The organism is Mesorhizobium zhangyense, assembly GCF_011045115.1.
In the GTDB taxonomy this organism is placed as follows: domain Bacteria; phylum Pseudomonadota; class Alphaproteobacteria; order Rhizobiales; family Rhizobiaceae; genus Mesorhizobium_M; species Mesorhizobium_M zhangyense.
Genome location: NZ_JAAKZG010000005.1, coordinates 379480 through 399257, shown reverse-complemented (window position 1 = coordinate 399257; position 19778 = coordinate 379480). Strand labels below are relative to the sequence as shown.

Annotated in this window: 24 protein-coding genes and 1 tRNA gene; 9 read left to right on the top strand and 16 right to left on the bottom strand. The window is 61.8% G+C overall.

Annotated elements, in window-relative coordinates; genetic code table 11:
• Positions 1–117: 117 nt before the first annotated feature.
• Complete coding sequence (locus G6N74_RS14800) at positions 118–378, top strand: hypothetical protein (RefSeq protein ID WP_165118573.1); 261 nt, start codon at positions 118–120, stop codon at positions 376–378.
• A gap of 240 nt (positions 379–618) precedes the next feature.
• On the opposite strand, the gene G6N74_RS14795 is transcribed toward G6N74_RS14800, so the two are convergent.
• The 3 genes from G6N74_RS14795 to G6N74_RS14785 all read right to left on the bottom strand — a co-directional run bounded on the left by G6N74_RS14795 (position 619) and on the right by G6N74_RS14785 (position 1590).
• Positions 619–693 (bottom strand) — tRNA-Glu (locus tag G6N74_RS14795).
• Between the two features lie 112 nt (positions 694–805).
• Complete coding sequence (locus tag G6N74_RS14790) at positions 806–1204, bottom strand: VOC family protein (protein ID WP_165118571.1); 399 nt, start codon at positions 1202–1204, stop codon at positions 806–808.
• Entirely contained in the window at positions 1201–1590 is a 390-nt protein-coding gene (locus G6N74_RS14785) for a fimbrial protein (RefSeq protein ID WP_165118569.1), read from the bottom strand. The genes G6N74_RS14790 and G6N74_RS14785 overlap by 4 nt, the downstream gene beginning before the upstream one ends.
• Before the next feature lie 32 nt (positions 1591–1622).
• Here G6N74_RS14785 and G6N74_RS14780 point away from each other — a divergent pair, with 32 nt between their 5' ends.
• Entirely contained in the window at positions 1623–2651 is a 1029-nt protein-coding gene (locus tag G6N74_RS14780) for an RluA family pseudouridine synthase (protein ID WP_165118567.1), read from the top strand.
• 179 nt (positions 2652–2830) lie between these two features.
• On the top strand, positions 2831–3742 hold the full coding sequence (gene rpoH / locus G6N74_RS14775) for an RNA polymerase sigma factor RpoH (RefSeq protein ID WP_165118565.1): 912 nt from the start codon (positions 2831–2833) through the stop codon (positions 3740–3742).
• 70 nt (positions 3743–3812) lie between these two features.
• Here the strand turns inward: rpoH and G6N74_RS14770 are convergent, their stop codons facing one another.
• Together G6N74_RS14770 and G6N74_RS14765 are read right to left on the bottom strand one after the other, a co-directional pair.
• On the bottom strand, positions 3813–4190 hold the full coding sequence (locus G6N74_RS14770; protein ID WP_165118563.1) for a cell division protein ZapA: 378 nt from the start codon (positions 4188–4190) through the stop codon (positions 3813–3815).
• A gap of 7 nt (positions 4191–4197) precedes the next feature.
• A complete protein-coding gene (locus tag G6N74_RS14765; RefSeq protein WP_165118560.1) occupies positions 4198–4470 on the bottom strand; it encodes a DUF4164 domain-containing protein in 273 nt (90 codons plus the stop codon).
• A gap of 259 nt (positions 4471–4729) precedes the next feature.
• On the opposite strand from G6N74_RS14765, the gene tkt reads away from it, so the two are divergent.
• The 5 genes from tkt (at position 4730) to G6N74_RS14740 (ending at position 12398) form a co-directional block, all read left to right on the top strand.
• Positions 4730–6727, top strand: coding sequence for a transketolase (tkt, locus tag G6N74_RS14760; protein ID WP_165118558.1), 1998 nt, complete (start codon positions 4730–4732; stop codon positions 6725–6727).
• Positions 6728–6753: 26 nt separating this feature from the next.
• Complete coding sequence (gene gap, locus G6N74_RS14755; protein WP_165118556.1) at positions 6754–7764, top strand: type I glyceraldehyde-3-phosphate dehydrogenase; 1011 nt, start codon at positions 6754–6756, stop codon at positions 7762–7764.
• Between the two features lie 185 nt (positions 7765–7949).
• Entirely contained in the window at positions 7950–9773 is a 1824-nt protein-coding gene (locus G6N74_RS14750; RefSeq protein WP_165118554.1) for a potassium/proton antiporter, read from the top strand.
• Between the two features lie 256 nt (positions 9774–10029).
• The gene (locus tag G6N74_RS14745; protein WP_165118553.1) at positions 10030–11226 is read left to right on the top strand and encodes a phosphoglycerate kinase; all 1197 of its coding nucleotides are present in this window, start codon (positions 10030–10032) and stop codon (positions 11224–11226) included.
• A 146-nt stretch (positions 11227–11372) separates the two neighbouring features.
• Positions 11373–12398, top strand: coding sequence for a class I fructose-bisphosphate aldolase (locus G6N74_RS14740; protein WP_165118551.1), 1026 nt, complete (start codon positions 11373–11375; stop codon positions 12396–12398).
• Positions 12399–12443: 45 nt separating this feature from the next.
• Here the strand turns inward: G6N74_RS14740 and ybgC are convergent, their stop codons facing one another.
• The gene (gene ybgC / locus G6N74_RS14735) at positions 12444–12932 is read right to left on the bottom strand and encodes a tol-pal system-associated acyl-CoA thioesterase (protein ID WP_165118549.1); all 489 of its coding nucleotides are present in this window, start codon (positions 12930–12932) and stop codon (positions 12444–12446) included.
• 108 nt (positions 12933–13040) lie between these two features.
• Between ybgC and G6N74_RS14730 the strand changes: the two genes are divergently transcribed.
• A complete protein-coding gene (locus tag G6N74_RS14730; RefSeq protein ID WP_246245772.1) occupies positions 13041–14273 on the top strand; it encodes a glycoside hydrolase family 5 protein in 1233 nt (410 codons plus the stop codon).
• Between the two features lie 6 nt (positions 14274–14279).
• Here the strand turns inward: G6N74_RS14730 and G6N74_RS14725 are convergent, their stop codons facing one another.
• The 10 genes from G6N74_RS14725 to G6N74_RS14680 form a co-directional block, all read right to left on the bottom strand.
• Positions 14280–14621 (bottom strand): hypothetical protein, encoded by a 342-nt coding sequence (locus G6N74_RS14725; protein ID WP_165118545.1) that lies wholly within the window; start codon positions 14619–14621, stop codon positions 14280–14282.
• A gap of 36 nt (positions 14622–14657) precedes the next feature.
• The gene (ruvB, locus tag G6N74_RS14720; protein ID WP_165118543.1) at positions 14658–15689 is read right to left on the bottom strand and encodes a Holliday junction branch migration DNA helicase RuvB; all 1032 of its coding nucleotides are present in this window, start codon (positions 15687–15689) and stop codon (positions 14658–14660) included.
• Entirely contained in the window at positions 15686–16090 is a 405-nt protein-coding gene (locus G6N74_RS14715) for a type II toxin-antitoxin system VapC family toxin (protein WP_165118541.1), read from the bottom strand. Before G6N74_RS14715 ends, ruvB begins: the two co-directional genes overlap by 4 nt.
• Positions 16087–16365 (bottom strand): AbrB/MazE/SpoVT family DNA-binding domain-containing protein, encoded by a 279-nt coding sequence (locus G6N74_RS14710; protein WP_165118539.1) that lies wholly within the window; start codon positions 16363–16365, stop codon positions 16087–16089. Before G6N74_RS14710 ends, G6N74_RS14715 begins: the two co-directional genes overlap by 4 nt.
• A 64-nt stretch (positions 16366–16429) precedes the next feature.
• Entirely contained in the window at positions 16430–17050 is a 621-nt protein-coding gene (gene ruvA, locus G6N74_RS14705) for a Holliday junction branch migration protein RuvA (protein WP_165118537.1), read from the bottom strand.
• A 13-nt stretch (positions 17051–17063) separates the two neighbouring features.
• Complete coding sequence (locus tag G6N74_RS14700) at positions 17064–17477, bottom strand: type II toxin-antitoxin system VapC family toxin (RefSeq protein WP_165118535.1); 414 nt, start codon at positions 17475–17477, stop codon at positions 17064–17066.
• Complete coding sequence (locus G6N74_RS14695; protein WP_165118533.1) at positions 17477–17719, bottom strand: AbrB/MazE/SpoVT family DNA-binding domain-containing protein; 243 nt, start codon at positions 17717–17719, stop codon at positions 17477–17479. Before G6N74_RS14695 ends, G6N74_RS14700 begins: the two co-directional genes overlap by 1 nt.
• Positions 17720–17783: 64 nt before the next feature.
• Positions 17784–18296, bottom strand: coding sequence for a crossover junction endodeoxyribonuclease RuvC (gene ruvC, locus G6N74_RS14690; RefSeq protein WP_165118531.1), 513 nt, complete (start codon positions 18294–18296; stop codon positions 17784–17786).
• A 102-nt stretch (positions 18297–18398) separates the two neighbouring features.
• The gene (gene rcdA, locus G6N74_RS14685; protein ID WP_165118870.1) at positions 18399–18932 is read right to left on the bottom strand and encodes a protease adaptor protein RcdA; all 534 of its coding nucleotides are present in this window, start codon (positions 18930–18932) and stop codon (positions 18399–18401) included.
• 341 nt (positions 18933–19273) lie between these two features.
• On the bottom strand, positions 19274–19687 hold the full coding sequence (locus G6N74_RS14680) for a hypothetical protein (protein WP_165118529.1): 414 nt from the start codon (positions 19685–19687) through the stop codon (positions 19274–19276).
• Positions 19688–19778 lie beyond the last annotated feature (91 nt).

Sequence of the window (19778 nt, the reverse complement as noted above, 5' to 3'; positions counted from 1 at the left end):
GTTTCAAGGATAAATGCCGCCCCACTGCGCAAGTCGTCGCCGATCACATGGTGCGATTCGCGTTTCGAAAGACGCTGGCTTTCGACTGGAAGCCGATAGCGACGTGGAGCGCGACATGTGGATAGAGACATCAAGCGATTGAACAAAGGCACCCGTTTCCATAACCCGGCTCCAGAAATGGAGCCCAGCATGCAAATCATGTCCGCACCGGCAGTCGTCGGCATATCCTTTGGGGTTGCGATTGCCGCCATCTTCGCGAAAAAGAACCGCGAAAAATCGAAAGGTCAGAAGGCCTGGCTGTTTCTTCGCGGGTTTCTGGCCGCGCTGGCCGCCTTGCTGCTACTTAACTTCGGGATTTTCTATTACCAGAACCGTTGAAATCCCGATCGTCTCGCTTTGGCGGAACGATCAAACTTTCCATGTTCGACCTGATAAAAAAAAGGCCCACCACCAGAGCTGGCAGCGGGCCAAGGGCCATTCTGCTGCAAGGCTTACTCGCGTGGAAACGCCCTGACTATTTCATTTGACATAGGAAGCGAGAAAAACGCGTTGCGCTGAGCAAGTGGCAAGGTCGTTGACCGCTTTCGAGCTTGAGCAAGCGAATGTCTTGAGAATCTTTGGTACGCCCAAGGGGAATCGAACCCCTGTTCCCGCCGTGAGAGGGCGGTGTCCTGACCGCTAGACGATGGGCGCGGAAGACTTCCGCGATATAGGCGAGCATTCGGGAAAAGGCAACCGCCATTCTGGAATGGAGAATACTCAGCCCGCGGCGCGGAAAATCCAGCGCCGAACTCGCCCGCCTTCTCTACCGCTTCGGCTCGATCAGGTCCCAGAGATTGCCGTAGAGATCGGCAAAGACCGCAACCGTGCCATAGCCTTCGCGACGCGGTTCTTCCCTGAACGTCACGCCGCGATCGCGCATCGCCCGGTGGTCGCGGTCGAAATCGTCGGTTTCCAGAAACAGGAAGACGCGGCCGCCGGTCTGGTCGCCGACGCGCGAAAGCTCGTGCTCGTCCTTGGCCTGCGCCAGAAGCACGCGCGCACCCGCGCCGTCCGGCCCGACGACCACCCAGCGCTTGCCATCGCCGAGATCGATGTCCTGATGCAGCGAGAAGCCGAGCTTTTCGACATACCAGGCGATCGCCTCGTCATAGTCGCGCACGACCAGCGCGACGGTAGCGATCCTGCGCGCGGGCGCACTCATTGCGCGGTTATCGCGAAGCGGCCGATCACGCGGCGTTCGGCAATGTCGTAAAGGAATATGGCGCGGCTGCCGTCGGCAAGCTCGGCGTCGATCGAGATGCGATTGCCCGACAGCGACTGCGAAACGATTTTCGCGCCGACCGGCAAGGCAATGTCGCCCGACAGGAAGGCGCCCTCCGCCGGCGACGGCACGGTCGCGCCGTTGACGGCAACGGGCGCCTCACTCTTCGAGCCGGATTTGTAGACAATCGCCCCCAGCACGGCCATAAGGGCAAGAAACAGCAGGCCGAGATTGATGGCGACGAAGCGCACCAGCTTGCGCCTGACCTTTTCGACCGCAGGGTCGAGCGGCTTTTCGTCTTCGTCGTTCAGGTTCGGCGATGCCATCGTCTCAACAGTTCCGGATTTTTGAAGCGCAAATGAGCGACCCTGATAGCGAAGCCGGCGGCGTATTGAAAGAGCTCAGCGCCGATGCGGCAGCGGCCGGCACCCGGCTCGACCAGTGGCTTTCCGCCGCACTCGGCCCCGATTTCTCGCGAAACCGCGTGCAGACGCTGATCCGACAGGGCGCAGTCCTGGTCAATGGCGCGGCCGTCACCGAGACCAAGCGCAAGATGGCCGCGGGCGAAACGGTGACGGTCGAGATGCCCGAGGCCGAACCGGCCGAACCGCAGGGCGAGGACATTCCGCTCGATATTCTTTATGAGGACGACCAGCTCATCGTCATCAACAAGCCATCCGGCCTCGTCGTCCATCCCGGCGCGGGAAACTGGACCGGCACGCTCGTCAACGCGCTGATCCACCATTGCGGCGACAGCCTGTCCGGCATCGGCGGCGTCAAGCGCCCCGGCATCGTCCATCGCCTCGACAAGGACACTTCCGGCGTCATGGTTGTCGCCAAGACCGACAAGGCCCACAAGTCGCTGTCGGAGGCCTTCGCCGACCACGGCGCGACGGGCGATCTTGAGCGCGCCTATGTCGCGCTTGTCTGGAACATCCCTGCGCGGGTCAGCGGCGTCATCGACGCACCGCTCGGCCGTGCCTCCGACCGCGTTCGGCGAGCGGTCGTGCCAGCAGGCCGCGACGACGCCCGCCACGCCATCACGCATTACACCATGCTGGAGCGTTTCGGCGAAAGGGACAAGGAAACGGTGAAGGCAGCCCTTGTCGAATGCCGCCTCGAGACGGGCCGCACGCACCAGATCCGCGTGCACATGGCCCATATCGGCCATCCAGTCGTCGGCGACCCCGATTACGGCCAGGCCTTCCGCACCAAGGCCAACCGCCTGCCCGAACAATTGAAGGCGCTGGTCGACAATCTTTCGCGGCAAATGTTGCATGCCAGGCTACTGGCATTTCGCCATCCCACCACCCATATATTGATGAGGTTCGAGGCGCCTCTGCCGGGGGATATGGACGAGATCGTCCGGGGTTTCCGCATTTTGTGAAAACTTGACAACCATTGTTCACTTCGGCGTGACACACTGTTTCGTGTTGAACAATATGGATGCGTTTCTCGATTTGTTCCTGTATAAAGGTAGCTGTCGCAGGAGTGCATGAGGCACCTGTGACACATGCCTGCCTTTATCAGGGGGCACATTCCGCTTCAAAGAGGGAGGGCGCTATTATGGCCCAGTCACTACCCAGTATTGTCTCCGGCGAAGGCGGCCTCAGCCGCTACCTGGAGGAAATCCGTCGGTTCCCGATGCTTCAGCCGCAGGAAGAGTACATGCTCGCCAAGCGGTATCAGGAGCATGAGGACACCGGCGCTGCCCACAAGCTCGTCACCAGCCATCTCAGACTCGTTGCCAAGATCGCCATGGGCTATCGCGGCTATGGCCTGCCGATCGGCGAAGTCATTTCCGAGGGCAATGTCGGCCTGATGCAGGCCGTGAAGAAATTCGAACCGGAGCGCGGCTTCCGCCTGGCGACCTATGCCATGTGGTGGATCAAGGCCTCGATCCAGGAATACATCCTGCGCTCGTGGAGCCTCGTGAAAATGGGCACCACCGCCAACCAGAAGCGCCTGTTCTTCAACCTGCGCAAGGTCAAAGGCAAGATCCAGGCGCTCGAAGACGGCGATTTGAAGCCCGAGCAGATCACCGAGATCGCCACCAGGCTGAACGTCAGCGAGGCGGAAGTCGTCTCGATGAACCGCCGCCTGTCGGGCGATGCCTCGCTCAACGCGCCGATCCGGGCAACGGAAGGCGAGTCGGGCGAATGGCAGGACTGGCTGGTCGACGACCACGAAAGCCAGGAAGCCATGCTGATCGAGCAGGACGAGCTGGAAAATCGGCGCGGCATGCTCGCCGGCGCCATGGCTGTGCTGAACGATCGCGAACGGCGCATCTTCGAGGCGCGCCGCCTCTCGGACGAGCCGATGACGCTCGAGGAACTGTCGAGCGAATTCGACATCAGCCGCGAGCGCGTTCGCCAGATCGAGGTTCGTGCCTTCGAGAAGGTGCAGGATGCCGTCAAGGCGGCAGCCAAGCGTCAGATGCAGTCGCTGCGCACCATCGAAGCCCAGCCGGCCGCTTGATCTTACGATCGGCAGCAAAGGCCTGAAAAACAAAATCGCGTCGGCTTCGGCCGGCGCGATTTTTTTTATCTTATGATTCCGGCTGAACGTTCCGCACCACCAGCTTATGGGCCAGCTCTTCCATGCGCTGGGCAAGGCCGCTGAGCGCGCCGGTAAGCGCTGCATCGTTCTTGTCGGCCTTCAGCAGGGCTTCGTCGCGGGTCTTGCGCAGCGTGCTGATCTCGCTCTCCATGCCCTTGAGGCGCTTCGAAAGCTCCGACAGCTCGTCCATGACCATGATGCCTGCCATGACGGTGACGCGCTGGTCGCCGATCTCGCCGAAGGACTCCTTCAGATGCGAGACATAACGGTCGAACCGCTCGGCCAGGCTGATCAGATGTTCTTCCTGGCCCTCGTCGCAGGCCATTCGATAGGCCTTGCCGTCGATCGTGACAGTAACCTGTGCCATGGCGTACCTACCTGTCCAGCACCGCGCGGATGGTTTCCATCGCCGTAACCAGCCTGCGCGATACTTCCTTGTTGGCTTCCTCCAGTCGCTCGGCGCGCGCTTCGGAATTGTCGAGTTCCTGCGCGAGCCGTCCACGGTCGGCATTCATGCGCTGCACTTCGGCCTCGGCTTCGGAGTAATCCTGCTCATTCTCCAGCCGCGATGCGACATTGTGCTCAAGCACATCGATCGCCTTGCCGAGCCGGCTTATGACTTCCTTGAGTGTCGTTTCCCCGGTCATGGCTCCGTCAAACTCCCGCCCATCACCGAATCGTTCGCATTCAGAACGACTTACCAGTGAAACATTAGGCATCGTGCAAACGAACCGTCAACAAAGCGATTCGTCCTTTCCCCCGCTATCGTGCGACGACATGTCCAATCACGGTCATCTCTGCGTCCGGAAACCATGCTTTTGTTGACTCACGCGGCGCGCCTGCTATGTGTCCCCGTGCTTTCTCCAGGGGTCTGCCCCCTCAAAATTCAAGGCTTGGCGAGCAATCATGACATCACGCGAAAAACACGACCGGATGGCCAACGCGATCCGCTTTCTGTCCATGGACGCCGTCGAGAAGGCCAATTCCGGCCATCCCGGCCTGCCGATGGGCGCGGCCGACATTGCCACGGTGCTCTACACCCGCTTCATGAAGCATGACCCCAAGGCGCCGCACTGGGCCGACCGCGACCGTTTCGTGCTGTCGGCCGGCCACGGCTCGATGCTGCTCTACTCGCTGCTCTATCTGACTGGCTACGAGGACATCACCCTCGACGAGATCAAGAATTTCCGCCAGCTCGGCTCTCGCACGGCCGGCCATCCCGAATACGGTCACGCCGCCGGCATCGAGACCACCACCGGCCCGCTCGGCCAGGGTCTTGCCAATTCGGTCGGCATGGCGCTCGCCGAGCGCATCATGAACGCCAAGTTCGGCGATGACTTGGTCGACCATTACACCTATGTGCTGTCTGGCGACGGCTGCCTCATGGAAGGCATCTCGCAGGAAGCCATCGCGCTTGCCGGGCACCTGAAGCTCAACAAGCTGATCGTCATGTGGGACGACAACAACATCTCTATCGACGGCGCGGTGTCGCTGTCGGATTCGACCGACCAGCTCGCACGCTTCGCCGCTTCCGGCTGGAACGCCTCGCGCGTCGACGGCCATGATCCCGAGGCGATCGCCGACGCTCTGGAAGCGGCGCGCCGCTCCGACCGCCCGACGCTCATCGCCTGCAAGACCACCATCGGCTTCGGCGCGCCGCACAAGGCCGGCACCAACAAGGCCCATGGCTCGCCGCTGGGCGCGGAAGAAATTGCCGGCGCCCGCAAGGCGCTGGGCTGGGACTACCCGCCCTTCGAGGTTCCGTCCGACATTCTCGACGCCTGGCGCCTTTCCGGCCTCAACGCGGCCAAGAAGCGCAAGGAATGGGAAACCCGCCTCGCCGCTGCTGAAAGCGAAATCCGCGCCGAGTTCGAGCGCCGCATGCGTGGTGAACTGCCGGGCAACTTCGACACCGTGATTGCCGACTACAAGAAGAAGCTGGCCGCCGACAAGCCCAAGGTCGCGACCCGCAAGTCGTCGGAAATGGCGCTGGAAGTCATCAACGGCGCAGTGCCCGAGACGATCGGCGGCTCGGCCGACCTGACCGGCTCCAACAACACCAAGACCAGCCAGACCAACCCGATCGCGCCGGGCCAGTATGACGGCCGCTATGTCTATTACGGCATCCGTGAGCACGGCATGGCCGCTGCGATGAACGGCATGGCGCTACATGGCGGCGTCATCCCTTACTCCGGCACGTTCCTCACCTTCTCCGACTATGCCCGCCCGGCGATGCGCCTTGCCTCGCTGATGGGCATCCGCGTGATCTTCGTCATGACCCATGATTCCATCGGTCTCGGCGAAGACGGCCCGACCCACCAGCCGGTCGAGCATCTGGCCGCACTGCGCGCCATCCCGAACCACAATGTCTACCGCCCCGCAGACGCGACCGAATCCGCCGAATGCTGGCAGCTTGCGCTGGAAGACACCAAGACGCCTTCGACCATCGCGCTGACCCGCCAGAACCTGCCGGCCGTGCGCACCGAATTCGTCGAGGAAAACCTCTGCGGATACGGCGCCTACGAACTGGCCACCGCCGACGGCGACGCAGCCGTGACGATCTTCGCCAGCGGCTCCGAAGTCGAGATCGCGCTTGCCGCCCGCACCGCCCTTCAGGCGCACGGCCATCCGACCCGTGTCGTCTCGGTGCCTGTGTTCGAACTGTTCGAGAAGCAGAGCGAAAAGTACCAGGCCGCCATCATCGGCAATGCCCCGGTCAAGATCGCCATCGAAGCCGCCATCCGCCTCGGCTGGGACCGCTTTATCGGCCAGGACGGCATCTTCATCGGCATGCATGGCTTCGGCGCCAGCGGCACGATCGAACAGCTCTACCCGCATTTCGGCATCACTGCCGATGCGACCGTGAAGGCCGCCGAAGCGCGCCTGCACAAGAAGTCGAACTGATTTTTGGCTCCAATGGAGAAACCAGCATGACTGTCAGAGTTGCCATCAACGGATTTGGCCGCATCGGCCGCAACATCGTGCGCGCCATCTATGAATCCGGCCGCAAGGACATCGACGTCGTCGCCGTCAACGATCTCGGCCCGGTCGAGACCAACGCCCACCTGCTGCGCTACGACTCGGTCCATGGCCGCTTCCCGCATGAGGTCAAGGTCGAAGGCGATTCCATCAGCATTGGCTCGGAAAAGTTCAAGGTCACCGCGATCAAGGATCCGTCGCAGCTGCCGTGGAAAGAACTCGGCGTCGACATCGCGCTCGAATGCACCGGCATCTTCACGTCCAAGGACAAGGCGTCCGCCCATCTGACCGCCGGCGCCAAGCGCGTAATCGTCTCGGCTCCTGCCGACGGCGCCGACCTGACCGTCGTCTACGGCGTCAACCACGACAAGCTCACCAAGGATCATGTCGTGATCTCCAACGCCTCCTGCACCACCAACTGCCTGGCGCCGGTCGCCATGGTCCTCAACAATGCCTTCGGCATCGAAAAGGGCTTCATGACCACGATTCACGCCTATACCGGTGACCAGCCGACGTTGGACACGATGCACAAGGACCTGTACCGCGGCCGCGCCGCGGCGATGTCGATGATCCCGACCTCGACCGGTGCTGCCAAGGCTGTCGGCCTGGTTCTGCCGGAACTCAAGGGCAAGCTCGACGGCGTCTCGATCCGCGTGCCGGTCCCGAACGTCTCGGTCATCGACTTCAAGTTCCTCGCCAAGAAGACTGTGACCGTCGAAGAGGTCAACGCAGCCCTCGTCGCAGCCGCCGACGGCCCGCTCAAGGGCATCCTCGCCTACACCAACGAGCCGCTTGTCTCGATCGACCTGAACCACAACCCGGCCTCGTCGACCTTCGCGCTCGACCAGACCAAGGTCATCGAGGGCAACCTCGTCCGCGTCATGTCCTGGTATGACAACGAGTGGGGCTTCTCCAACCGCATGGCCGACACGGCCGTCGCGGTCGGCAAGCTCATCGCCTGATAGCCTGACACTCCAACAGCATCTGGAACGCCCGGCTTCGGCCGGGCGTTTTCGTTTGCGCTGAGAGCAGAGCCTGAGCCGGACAAATTTCTCAAAGAAATGCGCAACTTGCTTGCGCATGGCCATGTCTTCGCCGCACTGTGCATTGAACTGGAGATTTCAAACGGTAGGAAAACAGGCCGCCTATGGATCATGTTATCTATCTCGCAACGCTGGTAGGTACGGCCCTGGTCCTGGCCGCAGCGTTTTCGAGCCTGATAGCCTTCCGTTTCGGCGCTCCCCTGCTGCTCCTGTTCCTCGGCATCGGCCTTGCCAGCGGCGTCGACGGCCTCGGCCTGCGCTTCGACAATGCCCCTGTCGCTTATTTTGCCGGCTCACTGGCACTTGCTGTCATCCTGTTCGATTCCGGCTTCGGCACGCCGGTCAATGTGCTCCGGCAGGCAGCTTTGCCCGCCGTCACCCTGGCGACGGTCGGCGTTACCGTGACGATGGCCATTTTCGGCGTCGCCACCCACTATCTCACCAATTTCACCTGGCTCGAATCCTTCCTGCTTGGCGCTGCCGTCGCCTCCACCGACGCGGCGGCGGTGTTCTTCCTGCTGCGCGCCGGCAATATCCATCTGCGCGACCGGGTGCGCTCCACGCTCGAAATCGAATCCGGCACCAACGACCCGATCGCCATCTTCCTCACCATCACGCTGGTCGAAGTCATCGCCATGGGCGTCGATCCCGAAGCCAAGGTGCTGGTCACCGACCTCATCGTCGGCTTCTTCCTCACCATGGGCCTTGGCGCCGCCGTCGGCATTCTCGGCGGTTTCGGCATCGTGCGTCTCGTCGAAAGGCTCAATCTCGACCACGGCCTGCTGCCGATCTTCGTGCTGACGCTGTCGTTGCTCGTCTTCGCCGGAGCGGGCGCCCTCGGCGGTTCTGGTTTCCTCGCCGTCTATCTGGCGGGCCTTGTCGCCGGCAATTCGCAAATCCGCGCCGCCTCGGTGCTGAAGCGCTTTCAGGACGGCATGTCGTGGCTGGCGCAGATCATCATGTTCCTGGTGCTGGGCCTGTTTGCCACGCCGTCGCAGTTTCCAGCCATCCTCGGCGTCTCCGTCGTGCTGGGCCTGTTCCTGATCTTCATTGCCCGGCCGTTTGCAGTGTGGCTCTGCCTCAAGCCGTTCCGCTTTCCCAAGACCGAAACGGCGTTCATTTCCTGGGTCGGCCTGCGCGGTGCGGTTTCCATCCTGCTGGCCATCACGCCGCTGCTCAGCGGGCTGGAGCATGGCCGCGATATCTTCAACTCCGCCTTCATCATCGTCCTCGTCTCCCTCGTCGTGCAGGGCTGGACGGTCGGGCCGCTTGCGCGCCGTCTTGGCCTGATCGTGCCGCCGCGTCCCGGCCCGATCGAAAAGGTCGAGCTGGAACTGCCCGGCTCGGCGCACCATGAGCTGCTGAGCTACCGCGTCGTGCCCGGCAGCCCGGTGCTGCGCGGCGAGCGGCTGCCGCGCTGGGCGCGGCCCTCGCTGGTCGTCCGCGAAGGGCGCTCGATGAAATTCCCGGACTTCGGCCGCCTGGTCGCCGGCGACCGCGTCTACATCTTCGTTTCGGATCGCTATCCGGCCCTCCTCGACCGATTGTTCGCCAGCCGCGTCGATGTCGATCCCGAGGATGCCGATTTCTTCGGTGCATTCGCGGTCGACCCGGAAAGGCCTGCATCCGAGCTGGAGGCAGCATACGGGCCTGGCCTGGCTGAAGCCGAAATGAACATGACCATCGGCGAACTTATGCTGTCGCGGCTCGGCGGCCGCGCCGAATACGCCGACCGGCTAACACTCGGCCCGATCGAACTCATCGTCCGCGACATCGACGAGAAGGGCAAGATCATCGGTGTCGGTCTCTCCTTCGAGCCGACACCGCCTCAGCCGGTGATCCCGGAGAACCTGCGCGAGCGCGCAGGTGCACTGTTCGACCGCATCCTTCGCCGCCCGGTTAAGGAGAAAGCCGGCGAAGAAGCTTAAGACTGATCGAGAGATCGTTTGATAATTCGCCCTGCTGAGGCATATGGCGTGGATTTTCGAGAACCGGAGCGGAGTGGACATTAAGTCCATGAGCACCGGAAGCGTAGAAAGCCGCGTCAGATGGCCGGCAGGGTGGAATTAGCAGGCGGTCTCTCAGCTTGCTGCGATTCGCCGCGCGTCCAGAACCAACGGCAGTCTTGAATCATCCACACGGCACGGTAAGGTTCCGCCGATTTCAGCGAGGAGACAAATTGCCATGGCCGGTTTCAAGACGCTCGACGATATCGGTGATGTCAAAGGCAAACGCGTCCTCGTCCGCGTCGATCTCAATGTCCCCGTCGCCGACGGCAAAGTGACCGACGCCACCCGCATCGAGCGCGTCGCGCCCACCATCACCGAGCTTTCCGGCAAGGGCGCCAAGGTCATCCTGCTCGCCCATTTCGGTCGCCCGAAGGACGGTCCCGATCCGGCGCTCTCGCTCGAGCCTATCGCAAAGGCCACGGGCGACGTGATCAGCAAGCCGGTCGCCTTCGCCGCAGACTGCATCGGCGACAAGGCAGCCGCCGCGGTCGCCGCCATGAAGGACGGTGACATCCTGCTTCTCGAAAACACCCGCTTCCACAAGGGCGAGGAAAAGAACGACCCCGACTTCACCAGGCAGCTCGCCGCCAATGGCGATCTCTACGTCAACGACGCCTTCTCCGCCGCCCACCGCGCCCATGCCTCGACGGAGGGGCTTGCCCATCTGCTGCCCGCCTATGCCGGCCGCACCATGCAGGCCGAGCTGGAAGCGCTGGAAAAGGGCCTCGGCAATCCGGTCCGCCCGGTCGTCGCCATCGTCGGCGGCGCCAAGGTGTCGAGCAAGATCGACCTGCTCATGAACCTCGTGAAGAAGGTCGACGCGCTGGTCATCGGCGGCGGCATGGCCAACACCTTCCTGGCGGCACGCGGCAGCGATGTCGGCAAATCGCTGTGCGAGCATGACCTTGCCCCGACCGCCAAGCAGATCATGATCGAGGCCGCGCAATCCGGCTGCGCGATCATCCTGCCGTCGGACGGCGTCGTCGCCCGCGAGTTCAAGGCCAACGCCGCCAACGAGACCGTCTCCATCGACGCTGTGCCGGCCGATGCCATGATCCTCGATGTCGGTCCCAAGACCATCGAGACCGTCAACCAGTGGATCGACCGCGCCGCGACGCTGGTCTGGAACGGCCCGCTCGGCGCCTTCGAGATCGCGCCCTTCGACCGCGCCACGGTCGCAGCCGCGAAGCATGCGGCAAGCCGCACCAGGGAAGGCAAGCTCGTCTCGGTCGCCGGCGGCGGCGATACGGTGGCAGCGCTGAACCACGCGGGTGCCGCTGACGATTTCAGCTATGTCTCCACCGCCGGCGGCGCATTCCTGGAGTGGATGGAAGGCAAACCTCTGCCCGGCGTCGACGTTCTGAAAGCGTAACGACGAAATCATCTGGTCTGTCTGCCGACGAGGTGAAATACTTCGTTGGCAGGTGTGATCGAGTTTCAATCGATTCAAGCACTTCGGCGGCATTCCGTTCGTCACACACTTCTGTTATTCGCCGCTGATCACAGAGGAGATTTTGAATGAGCGAACGTCTCGAAGATATCGCAGCCGCAATGGTTGCCGACGGCAAGGGTATTCTGGCTGCAGACGAAAGCAGCGGCACGATCAAGAAGCGTTTTGACGTGATCGGGGTCGAATCCACCGCCGACTCCCGCCGCGATTACCGCGAGATGCTGTTCCGCGCCACCAGCGCCATGAAGAACCATATCTCCGGCGTCATCCTCTACGACGAAACGATCCGCCAGAAGGCCGCCGACGGCACGCCGCTGGTCGATCTCATCCGGGCTTCCGGCGCCATTCCGGGCATCAAGGTCGATGCCGGTGCCAAGCCGCTGGCCGGCTTTCCGGGCGACACCATCACCGAAGGCCTCGACGGCCTGCGCGAACGCCTTGCCGAATATTACAAGCTCGGCGCGCGCTTCGCCAAATGGCGCGGCGTGATCGACATCAACGAGGAAGAGAACGTTCCCTCCTCGACCGCGATCGACGCCAACTGCCACGCGCTGGCGCGCTACGCCGCACTTTGCCAGGAAGCCGGCATCGTGCCGATCGTCGAGCCGGAAGTGCTGATGGACGGTTCGCACGACATCGACACCTGCTACGAGATCACCAAGGTCACGCTGCTGCAGCTCTATTCCGAGCTTTATGCTGCGAACGTGTCGTTGGAAGGCACGATCCTCAAGCCGAACATGATCATCGGCGGCAAGAAGTCGGGCATCAAGAACAGCCCCGAGGAAGTTGCCGAAAAAACCATCAAGCTTTTCCGCGAGACGGTTCCGGTCGCAGTGCCGGGCATTGCCTTTCTGTCGGGCGGCCAGTCGGACGAGGAGGCCACCGCCAACCTCAACGCGATCAACGCCATCGGCCCGCATCCATGGAAGCTGACCTTCTCCTATGGCCGTGCGCTGCAGGCAGCACCGCAGAAGGCATGGAGCGGCAAGGTGGAAAACATCGCCGCCGGCCAGGCAGCCTTCGCCCACCGCGCCAAGATGAACAGCCTCGCCGCCCTCGGCAAATGGCAGCAGACTGCCGAAAAGGCCGCCTGAACCAACAGATTTAAATGAAAAGCCCCGCTTCGGCGGGGCTTTTTTTCATTCGGTATCCAGACTGGCTTGCCCCTTCGGCAAAAATGCTTCGTTCCATTCCTTCGGGAAGCGTCGCGGACGGCCACTTTCGCCGATGATGGCGGCTTCGACCCGAGCCTCCACCAGCACATCGTCACCGCGCTTCAATTGCTGCGCCATCCAGATGCGCGCGCCGGAAATCTTTTCGGTGCGAGTATCGATTGTGAGGATGTCGTCGATGCGGGCGGGTCCGCGAAAATCGATCTCCATGCGCCGCACCACCCAGACGATCTTTTCGCCATGCTTGCCGTCGGCAAGCTCGGTGTGGTGGACGCCTGCCAGCCGCAGGAAATCGGAACGGCCGCGTTCGAAGAATTCGAGATAGCGCGCATGGTAGACGACGCCGGAGAAATCGGTGTCGGCATAATAGACCCGCGCCATGATGCGGTGGCCGAACGACGTCAGCTCGCCCGAAAGCCCCGCCATCAGCCTTTCGCGTTCACCATGATCGTCCATCGCTCTTTCCTTTTCGCCGGCGACCTGACAGGAATTACATGAGGGTAATTCCGTCGAATTGGGCTTGGGGCAAACCCGATGACTTCCCGGATGACATCATTGGCGTCGATGTTCAAGGCTGGCCTTCTGGGGCTCGCCCTGCTTTCCGTCGCCGTGACCGCCGCCGATGCGGCCAGCTTCTCGATGAAGCGCGGCATCAATCTCGACATCTGGGTCACCTGGCCCGACGAAAGCCAATGGGGCGACGAGAAGGCCATCCTGCCCTTTCCCGAATGGCGAAAGTCGGTGACCGAGGCCGACCTGAAAAGCCTGAAGGATAACGGCTTCGATTTCGTGCGCATGCCGGTCGACCCCTCGCCCTTCCTGTCTGCCAAGACGGTCGGCCTTCGCGACAAACTCTTCGCCTCGGTGCTGGAATCGGTGCGGCTGGTCAACGCCGCCGGCCTGAAGGTCATCGTCGACATGCATCTCGTCCCGGCCGGCGGCAACCGCTCGCTCGGCATGGCCGAGGTGATGAATGACCCCAAACTCTTCGACGCCTATGTCGATCTCGTTCGCGCCATGGCGAAAAACCTGTCGAAGGAAGACCCCGCGCTGGTCGCCTTCGAGGCAATGAATGAACCGGTGATCGACTGCAAGGACGAAAAGACCAGTCTCTGGCCGGAAAAGCTGCAGCGCCTGTTCGCCGCCGCCCGCGCTTCGGCAACGCGGCTGACGCTGGTGCTGACCGGTGCTTGCTATTCCAATGCCGAAAGCCTCGCCAAGCTCGATCCCAAGACGATCCCGGATGACAATGTCATCTGGACTTTCCATTCCTACGACCCATTCCTGCTGACACATCAGGGCGCAACCTGGGCCGGCGATTTCATTCCCTATGTCACCGGCCTGCCCTACCCGCCCTATGCCGTGCCGCGCGCCGAGCTTGACGCCGCGCTCGACCAGGTGCGCGCCAAGATCAAGGCCGAAGCACCGTGGACGCGGCGCAGCGGCATGCTCGCCTATCTCGGCGAACAGATCGCGACGATGGACACCGAAGACAAGCTGCTGTCCATCCTCGATGCACCGTTCAAGACGGTAGATGCCTGGGCCGAGAAGCATGGCATCAAGCCGGAAAACATCTTCCTCGGTGAATTCGGCATGATCCGCCAGGAATATGGCAACCCCTATGTCATGCCAGCCAAATATCGCGCGGCCTATGTCCGCGACATGAGTGCCCGCGCCGAAGCACATGGCTTCGCATGGTCGGTGTGGTCCTATGGCGGCGCATTCGGTGTCGTCGAGCAATTCGACGGCAAACCAGCCGAACCGGACGTGCTGGAGATGGTGCGGGGGCTGAAGTAAGCCCTGTCAGCAGCTACCGCCGAACCGGGGCTTGTTGGCTGTCAGATTCCTGGTTTTTACTTTAGCCTTCGCCTTGATTGTGGAGACATGCGCCCCTTTGGCGATCTGTGCTTTTGTGTAGGAAGATACGACACCGGGATAAACACGCCTGGTGTTCTTTGCCTCTTGCATGATCGTCGGTTTAAGCGGGGTGCTCGCGCATAAGCCCATACAATCCCAGATTATCTCTTCCGTTACCTTGACGTGATCCTTCGTGCAGCCGGTATGTTCGTAGACGCGGTACTCTGCCCACGAAGAGGATGGAACAAACCCCATCAACAATATAAGTCCTGCAAGTTTACCGCGCATCAACTCCCCCTTTGCTTAGCCTGAAGCCTGGCATCATCACTCCTCCTGAAACAGGCTGATCTGCTGCTGCGCCAGATCATTCGGCGCGTCGAGCCCGAGATGCTTCCAGGCATAGGCGGTCAACACGCGGCCGCGTGGCGTGCGCTGGATGAAGCCTTGCTGGATCAGATAGGGCTCGATGATGTCCTCGATGGCGTCGCGCGGCTCCGACAGTCCCGCCGCGATGGTCTCGATGCCGACCGGACCGCCGCCGAAATTCAGCGCGATCATCGAGAGATAGCGCCGGTCGAGCTGGTCTAGACCGAGCGCATCGACCTCCAGCCGTGACAGAGCCTCGTCGGCGATCTTGCGGTTAACGTGATCCGCCCCGGCCACGCTGGCAAAATCGCGCACCCGGCGCAGCAGGCGGCCGGCAATGCGCGGCGTGCCGCGCGCACGCCGCGCGATCTCCAGCGCGCCGTCGTCGCCCAGCGGCATGCCGAGGATGCGCGCCCCACGCCGCACGATCAGCTCCAGCTCCTCGACCGTGTAGAAATTGAGCCGGACCGGAATACCAAAGCGGTCGCGCAGCGGGTTGGTCAGCAGGCCGAGCCGCGTGGTGGCCGCAACCAGCGTGAACTTTGCCAGGTCGATCTTGACCGACCTCGCCGCCGGCCCCTCGCCGATGATCAGGTCGAGCTGATAATCCTCCATCGCCGGATAGAGGATTTCTTCCACTGCCGGACTCAGCCGATGAATCTCATCAATGAACAGCACGTCGCGCTCTTCCAGATTGGTGAGAAGGGCGGCCAGATCGCCGGCCTTGGCGATGACCGGGCCGGAGGTGGAGCGGAAATTGACCCCGAGCTCGCGTGCCATGATCTGCGCCAGCGTCGTCTTGCCGAGGCCGGGCGGGCCGACGAACAGCACATGGTCAAGCGCCTCACCACGCCCCTTGGCCGCCTCGACGAAGACCTTCAGATTGGCCCGCGCCGCCGCCTGCCCGACAAACTCGTCCAGGCTCTGCGGCCGCAGCGTCGTGTCGGTGTCTTCGCCGCGCTTGTCGGGCGTGATGAGGCGGTCGTTCACGCGAGGAGTTCCATGGATGGGATGGCCTTTGCTGCGCGCTGGTCGAAGGTGACTGTATGGGTGCAGCCGGACTCGAGATTGTGTTCTGCGATAAGCGCGTCGGCAAAATCCACCCCGGCGAAGTTCGACCGCTCAAGCGCACGGACAACCGCATCAAAATCTTCGAACACGAGCGTTCTTATTTTCAGGAGCTTCGTGATTGCAGCCAATGTCTGTTCCTTGGTTTGCCGATACCGGGACAGCAAAGACCAGTTGAACTCGATCAGGACAAGCAGGCTAACGAAGCCGCGCATCTCCTCAGTCAAGCGTTCACCAAAGGCGAGAGCCTTGGCTCTCTGCCCCGGATCGTCATTCAGCACCATCCGCAGCAGCACATTCGTATCGATGCCGATCGGCTTCACGCGGTATCCTCTCGCCCGTCAGGATCGCCCGCGACATGACGACCGACTGCATCCGCCACAGCAGCGTCGATTTCCTCAAATGTCGCTGGCCCGCCCAGCGCATCGCCGAGCATTCCGGCAATATCCGAGAAGCTGAGATTGCGCGGCGTGCCGATCAGATGACCGTCCATGACAGTCCAGGCGATCGCATCACCCGGCTTCAGAGCCAACTCATCCCGAACGTCTTTGGGGATGGTAAGCTGCCCTTTCGAGGTCATGGTGACGTATTCGCCCATTTTCCTACCTTTCCCATAATTTCTTACCATCTTCAAAATAGTAAGAAATTTCCTCGACTGCAACTCACCGCGCCAGTTCCTTCAACCCGAACCGGATCAGCTTCGAGGAATCCGCATCCTCGCCCGCCGTCTTCAGCGCAGCCGAAACCGCATTGGCGGCGATGTCGCGCGAGTAGCCAAGATTGACCAGCGCCGAAACGGCATCTGCGATCGGCGCAGGCGCGACGCCTTCGCCGAGTTCCTGCTTCAGGCCGATGGTGCCGGCGGCCTCGCCGGCATAGGCGGGCGCCTTGTTCTTCAACTCGGTGACGATGCGCTCGGCGACTTTCCTGCCAACGCCCGGCGCGCGCGAAACCATGGCAATGTCGCGCAGCGCAATCGCGTTGGCGAGATCGGCCGGCGCAAGCGTGGAGAGGATAGCCAGCGCCACCTTGGCGCCGACGCCCTGCACATTGTTCTGTAAGAGGCGGAACCATTCGCGCTCCAGCGTGGTCTTGAAGCCGTAGAGCCGGATCATGTCCTCGCGCACATAGGTCTCGATGAACAGCACCACCGCCTCGCCCGGCCCGGCGAGTGCGGCCAGCGTGCGCGCCGAGCAATAGGCGACATAGCCGACACCGTGCACGTCGACGACGCAATAGTCCTCGGCGATCTCGTCGACGGTGCCCTTGAGCTTGCCGATCATGAATGGCGTCCTGTCATGGGTGCGTATCCGGCGCGATTATGCGCAGCATCGGGAAATAAGCTCGATAGCGGCCCTGATCCCGCGTCAGCAACGAGTAGCCGCGTATGGCCGCGTGCGCGCCGATATAGAAGTCCGGCAAAGGCGACCGTTTTGGACCGCCGTCGCGACGATATGCGAGGAACGCATGGCCGGCCGCGAATGCCGCTTCCCAGGGCAAATCCTCCCTGAAAAAACGAGAGGGCGACAGCGCTGACTCCAGTGCCGATTCCAGCGGATAGCCTGCAGCCATTTCCGCGTAAATGATCGGGTTGATGACGATCGGACCTTCCGCCCGAAGCTTTTCGATATGCCGATTTGACCAGTCTTCCCACGGGCTGCCCGTATCGAAGAGGTCAATCAGAACATTGGTGTCGACAAGCGTCGGCATCAGTCCCTCAGAAGTTTGAAGAATTCATCCCCGGTCATACCCCCTAGATCCATCGATCCCTTATGGCGGCGGATGTGATCCATGAAATCGGCAACCTCGCGATCGCCGTCCTGCGGCGAGGCCGGGCGTAAAATGGCGACGTCGTCCTGCAAGCTGAACTCCACCTCACTGCCGGGGACAATTCCCAGCTTGCGGCGAACATTCTTCGGGATGGTGACCTGACCTTTTTCGGTGACGCGCATGGTAATACCTCTCCGGTATTACTTATCGGCAAGCCCGGAACAAGTCAAGAACATCGATTTCAGACTACCCGGCCAGCACAGCTAGTCTCGACATCGCGCTTTGGCGGTGATGGGCATGGCAGATGGCGATGGCGAGCGCGTCGGCGGCGTCGTCGCTGTCATAGACGGCCTTGGGCATCAGCACCTTCACCATCATCTGGATCTGCTTCTTGTCGCCGTGGCCGACGCCGATCACCGCCTTCTTCACAGCGTTGGGCGCATATTCGGCAACCACGAGGCCGGCACGCGCCGGCACCAGCATGGCGATGCCGCGCGCCTGGCCGAGCTTGAGCGTGGCGCCGGCATCCTTGTTGACGAAGGTGATCTCGATCGCCGCCTCGTGCGGCGTCTGCTGATGGAGGATATCGACAAGCCCGTCATGCAACTGACAAAGCCTTGTCGCCAATGCCGCCTTGTCGTCGGACCGCACCGTGCCGGCCGCCACGAAACGCAGCGAATTGCCGAGTGTCTCGACGATGCCCCAGCCCATGCGCCGAAGCCCCGGGTCGATGCCTATGATGCGAATCGCTTGCTTCATGCGGTGACTGTACCTCCACCGCACCGGCTTGTCAGAAAATTGTGAACAAACCGGAAACAAGCAAGCCAGATGGCCGACAGGGTAGAGTTGGCAAGCGTCTCTTCAGCCGCGGGCGAAGGCCGTGTTCAAAAGGCTGATCTGGTCGGAGACGGGATTGGTCCGGCGCATCGAAGCTGCCGTGGAAAGCTCGGTGCGTTCGCCGTAGATCTCGTCATCCATGCGGCGCACCAATGCCTGCAAGCTGAGCGAACGGTTGACCAGATCGAGAAAGGCGGCGGGCAGTTCGCTCCAGCCGGCTGCGTCTTCCCGGGCCGAGGCCGTATCCAGCCGCACCTTGGATTTTTCCGACGCGACCTGATCGCGGGTCATCTCGCCGGAATTGGCGGCGCGCTGCAGCAGCAGCCAGGATGCGACCTGCATCAGCCGGGTCGTCAGGCGCATCGATTCGGCGGCATAGAGCGTGGCGGCCAGCCGCGACAGCTTCTTGGCCTCAGCGCGGCCCTTGCCGTCGAGATATTCGGCAGTCTGTTCGACCAGGCCCATGCCTTCGTCGTAAAGCGGCTTGAAGGAGTGCGAGAAAACCCGCCGCTCCGCCAATTTTATTGTATTGCCGCTTTCTTTGGAAGGCTCGATCATCATTACGCCTCTGTACTCACGCTCTTGCCGCGCACTGGTGCCACAACAGGCTGCCCCAGGTCGCGTGCCCCATCCTCATTGGCTGTGGAAAATGCGCCCGCGCCCGCGCGAACGCAAGCACATGTTTAACAAAAGGTTAATATGACAAAAGCGTGGACGCCTGGATAAGAACGGGCAAAAAAAAGAGCCGCGGAAAGCGGCTCTCAGAAGTTAACAGGGAGGCGTCAAACGAAGTGGCTCCAGCCACTCGGTAAGAATCCAGGTAAACTGGATGAACATAGTAAACGCCCGTAAAGCTTAATGACCGGTTAACCGACTCGATATTTTTCGAGATAGCGGCCTTATCTGTCCCATAAGGGCACATTTTCGCGAGCCGGCCGCGATCCGTAGATCACCGGAAGGGCAATCCATGCAAACAGCAGCATGCCGAGGAAGAAGCCAATAGAACTGACCGCGACGAAGGGCTCGATCGCCTCATGTCCGGCAAGCAGGAAATAAAGTCCGACGACAAGGCCAATGCCGCTCAAAGCCGTCAGCCAGAAGTGCACCACGGCCAGCCGCGATGCACGCGCCGCCGGAAACAGATGATAGAAGAAGGCGAAGACGGCCGACATCAGCCAGCCCGCCACCATGATATGCGCGTGTGTCGGCATTTCGGTGTGATCCTGGCTCATCGCCATCGACAGCCCGAGCATCATCCCGCAGATTGCGTAGATGATCGCCAAGGTGAAGAAATTGCGTGCAACGCCTTGCATTTCGGTCCCCTCAATTTGCCTTTTCCCGAAGCGGGAATGGGTTGATTGCCCGGAGAACGCCTGTCCCCCGGCGGGGCGAAATATTAGCACG

Coding starts and splice junctions, on each gene's coding strand:
- gap (WP_165118556.1), top strand. CDS start 6,754: ATGACTGTCAGAGTTGCCATCAACGGATTTGGCCGCATCGGCCGCAAC.
- ybgC (WP_165118549.1), bottom strand. CDS start 12,932: ATGGACGATCATGGTGAACGCGAAAGGCTGATGGCGGGGCTTTCGGGC.
- G6N74_RS14785 (WP_165118569.1), bottom strand. CDS start 1,590: ATGGCATCGCCGAACCTGAACGACGAAGACGAAAAGCCGCTCGACCCT.
- G6N74_RS14700 (WP_165118535.1), bottom strand. CDS start 17,477: ATGCCGACGCTTGTCGACACCAATGTTCTGATTGACCTCTTCGATACG.
- ruvC (WP_165118531.1), bottom strand. CDS start 18,296: ATGAAGCAAGCGATTCGCATCATAGGCATCGACCCGGGGCTTCGGCGC.
- G6N74_RS14710 (WP_165118539.1), bottom strand. CDS start 16,365: ATGGGCGAATACGTCACCATGACCTCGAAAGGGCAGCTTACCATCCCC.
- G6N74_RS14725 (WP_165118545.1), bottom strand. CDS start 14,621: ATGCGCGGTAAACTTGCAGGACTTATATTGTTGATGGGGTTTGTTCCA.
- G6N74_RS14740 (WP_165118551.1), top strand. CDS start 11,373: ATGAGCGAACGTCTCGAAGATATCGCAGCCGCAATGGTTGCCGACGGC.
- tkt (WP_165118558.1), top strand. CDS start 4,730: ATGACATCACGCGAAAAACACGACCGGATGGCCAACGCGATCCGCTTT.
- rcdA (WP_165118870.1), bottom strand. CDS start 18,932: ATGATCGAGCCTTCCAAAGAAAGCGGCAATACAATAAAATTGGCGGAG.
- G6N74_RS14750 (WP_165118554.1), top strand. CDS start 7,950: ATGGATCATGTTATCTATCTCGCAACGCTGGTAGGTACGGCCCTGGTC.
- G6N74_RS14680 (WP_165118529.1), bottom strand. CDS start 19,687: ATGCAAGGCGTTGCACGCAATTTCTTCACCTTGGCGATCATCTACGCA.
- G6N74_RS14730 (WP_246245772.1), top strand. CDS start 13,041: ATGTTCAAGGCTGGCCTTCTGGGGCTCGCCCTGCTTTCCGTCGCCGTG.
- G6N74_RS14790 (WP_165118571.1), bottom strand. CDS start 1,204: ATGAGTGCGCCCGCGCGCAGGATCGCTACCGTCGCGCTGGTCGTGCGC.
- G6N74_RS14695 (WP_165118533.1), bottom strand. CDS start 17,719: ATGCGCGTCACCGAAAAAGGTCAGGTCACCATCCCGAAGAATGTTCGC.
- G6N74_RS14745 (WP_165118553.1), top strand. CDS start 10,030: ATGGCCGGTTTCAAGACGCTCGACGATATCGGTGATGTCAAAGGCAAA.
- G6N74_RS14780 (WP_165118567.1), top strand. CDS start 1,623: ATGAGCGACCCTGATAGCGAAGCCGGCGGCGTATTGAAAGAGCTCAGC.
- ruvA (WP_165118537.1), bottom strand. CDS start 17,050: ATGATCGGCAAGCTCAAGGGCACCGTCGACGAGATCGCCGAGGACTAT.
- rpoH (WP_165118565.1), top strand. CDS start 2,831: ATGGCCCAGTCACTACCCAGTATTGTCTCCGGCGAAGGCGGCCTCAGC.
- G6N74_RS14770 (WP_165118563.1), bottom strand. CDS start 4,190: ATGGCACAGGTTACTGTCACGATCGACGGCAAGGCCTATCGAATGGCC.
- G6N74_RS14765 (WP_165118560.1), bottom strand. CDS start 4,470: ATGACCGGGGAAACGACACTCAAGGAAGTCATAAGCCGGCTCGGCAAG.